This is a genomic window from Pseudoxanthomonas sp. LjRoot204_2 (assembly GCF_056175765.1).
In genome coordinates this window covers 1-2714 of the sequence record NZ_JBGFFG010000512.1, presented here as the reverse complement: position 1 = coordinate 2714, position 2714 = coordinate 1, and the positions used below count along the sequence as shown (strand labels likewise).

2 protein-coding genes are annotated in these 2714 nt (G+C 68.7%); one reads left to right on the top strand and one right to left on the bottom strand.

Going from position 1 to position 2714, the window contains the following annotated elements; genetic code table 11:
• The coding region (locus AC04L7_RS17295) for an MFS transporter (RefSeq protein WP_475513521.1) at nt 1-944 on the bottom strand (944 nt) is incomplete at its 3' end.
• A 161-nt stretch (nt 945-1105) separates the two neighbouring features.
• Here AC04L7_RS17295 and AC04L7_RS17290 point away from each other — a divergent pair.
• Nucleotides 1106-2714: molybdopterin-dependent oxidoreductase (locus tag AC04L7_RS17290; RefSeq protein ID WP_475513520.1), on the top strand; the 1609-nt coding region annotated here is incomplete at its 3' end.

Genomic DNA, 2714 nt, shown 5'->3' with positions numbered 1-2714 from the left:
CCCGGCAGACGGTCCAGCAGGTGCGCGACGGCCAGCGGATACAGCGCGAAGGCCAGACCGCCGAACAGGAAGAACAGGGCGTGCGCCTGACCCTCGAAACGCAGCGCGAGCAGGGCAGTGGCGGCGCCTGCGGCGGCGACCAGCGCCAACGTGCTGCGGCGGTCGCTGCGATCGGACAGACGGCCGATCGGCAACTGCAGGGCAGCGCCGCCGATGATGGTCACCGCCATGAAGGTGCCGATGCCTGCGCGATCCAGGCCCAGCGAGGCCGCATACACCGCGCCCATGCCCCAGAACGCGCCCAGCGCCAGGCCGGCGAGCACCGCGCCGGCGGCCGCACTCGGCGCCGCCCGGCAGATCTCCAGCAGGTGCACCTTCGGAGCGACGGTCATCACCGGCGGCGAAAGCCGTGTCGCGCTGACCGGCAGGATGGCCAGCGCGAACAGGATCGCCACGACGCTGAACAGCACCGGGCTGCGCGGAGGCTGCAGGTCGAGCAACAGTTGGCCGGCCGCCAGGGCGAGCAGCGAGACCACCATGTACACGCCGAACACGCGGCTGCGGTGCTCGGGCGCGGCCTGCGCGTTCAACCAGCTTTCGATCACGGTGCACAGCCCGACCAGCGACATGCCGGTGACCACGCGCAGCAGCATCCATCCGACCGGCTCCCTCCACAGCGGGTACACCAGCACCGCTGCCGCCGCGAGCGCGGCGTGGAACGCGAATGCGCGGATGTGGCCCACGCGCCGGATCAGCGGCGGCGCCGTGAACGTACCCAGGAAGAAGCCGACGAAGTAGCCCGACATCACCAGGCCCGTCGTGCGCTCGCCCCAACCTTCGGCCTGGCTGCGCATGGCCAGCAGCGTTCCGAGCAGGCCATTTCCACCCAGCAGCAGCGCAACGCTGGCGAGCAGGGCGGTGAGCGGAAGCAGGAGGCGGATCACGGGAGGCAGGCGGTACCGGGTCTGGCGAGGTCGACATGCTAGCAATCCCATCCTGAGCGTCCGGTTCACAGGCGCCACGATGCATGACGCWTGCAACCCGTCCGAGGGCATCGGGTATCCTGCAGGCGTCTCTTTCTCCGACATGCAAGGGCAGGGATCCGATGAGTGAACGCAAGGTCCCGGGCATCGACGAGTACGATGGCGCAGCCGGCGGATGGGGCGCACTCGCCGCCGTCGCCCGCGCGGTGAAGAGCCAGATGGCGGTCGGTCGCGAGACCTCGGCGCTGCGCCGCGTCAACCAGCCCACCGGGTTCGATTGCCCGGGCTGCGCCTGGCCTGATCCGAAGCACACGTCGTCGTTCGAGTTCTGCGAGAACGGCGCCAAGGCGGTGTCGTGGGAAGCCACCGGCAAGCGTGCGACTCCGGACTTCTTCGCACGCCACACGCTGGCGGAACTGTGGGAATGGAGCGACCACGCGCTGGAGGACGAAGGCCGGCTGACGCATCCGATGGCCTACGACGCCGATACGGACCGCTACGTGCCGATCGGCTGGGACGAAGCGTTCGCCCGCATCGGCGCAGCGCTGCGGGCGCTGCCGCATCCCGACATGGCCGAGTTCTACACCTCTGGCCGCACGTCCAACGAAGCGGCCTTCCTGTACCAGCTGATGGTGCGCGAGTACGGCACCAACAACTTTCCCGACTGTTCGAACATGTGCCACGAGGCGACCAGCGTCGGGTTGCCAGGATCCATCGGCGTGGGCAAGGGCACGGTGACGCTGGACGATTTCGCGCACTGCGATGCGCTCTTCAGCTTCGGCCACAATCCCGGCACCAACCATCCCCGCATGCTCTCGACGTGGGAAGAGATCGTCAGGCATTCCGGCCTGGCACGCGACGACATCGCCGCCGCCGCGCAGCTCTACGCCAGGGCGGACCGCGTGATCCTCTGCTACGGCATGGGCATGACGCAGCACCGCCGTGGCACTCAGAACGTGCAGCAGATGGCCAACCTGATGCTGCTGCGCGGGAACATCGGCAGGCAGGGCGCCGGCATTGCGCCGATCCGCGGGCATTCGAACGTGCAGGGTGACCGCACGGTCGGGATCACCGAAAAGCCAACGCAGGCCCTGGTCGATGCGATCAAGCGCACCTACGGCTTCGAGTTCCCGCTCACGCACGGGCACGACGCCGTCGAGGCGGTGCGCGCGATCCGCGACGGCCGTTCGCGTGCGCTGGTGTGCATGGGCGGCAACCTGGCCGTTGCGATGCCGGACCCGGAGACGACGATTCCCGCGATGCGCACGCTCGACCTGGCCGTGCATATCGCCACCAAGTTGAACCGTTCGCATCTGATTCCCGCGAAGCAGGCGTTCCTGCTGCCCTGCCTGGGCCGCACCGAGCGCGACCTGCAGGCGAGCGGCCTGCAGTCGGTAACGGTGGAAGATTCGATGTCGATGGTGCATGCATCGCAGGGTGGACTGCCGCCGGCGTCGGAGCACCTGCTCTCGGAACCGGCCATCGTGGCCGGCATCGCGAAAGCGACGTTGCCGCAGACGAAAGTGGACTGGGATGGCCTGGTCGGCGACTACGACCGCATCCGGGATGACATCGAAGCGGTGTTCCCGATGTTCAAGGACTTCAACCGCCGCGTTCTCGAGCCCGGCGGTTTCCGACTGTACGTGGGGGCGTCCGAACGCGACTGGGGGCCTGGCGGGAAGGCGCGGTTCCTGGTCGCGCCCGGGCTCGACGAGGATCCGTGCACGGGCC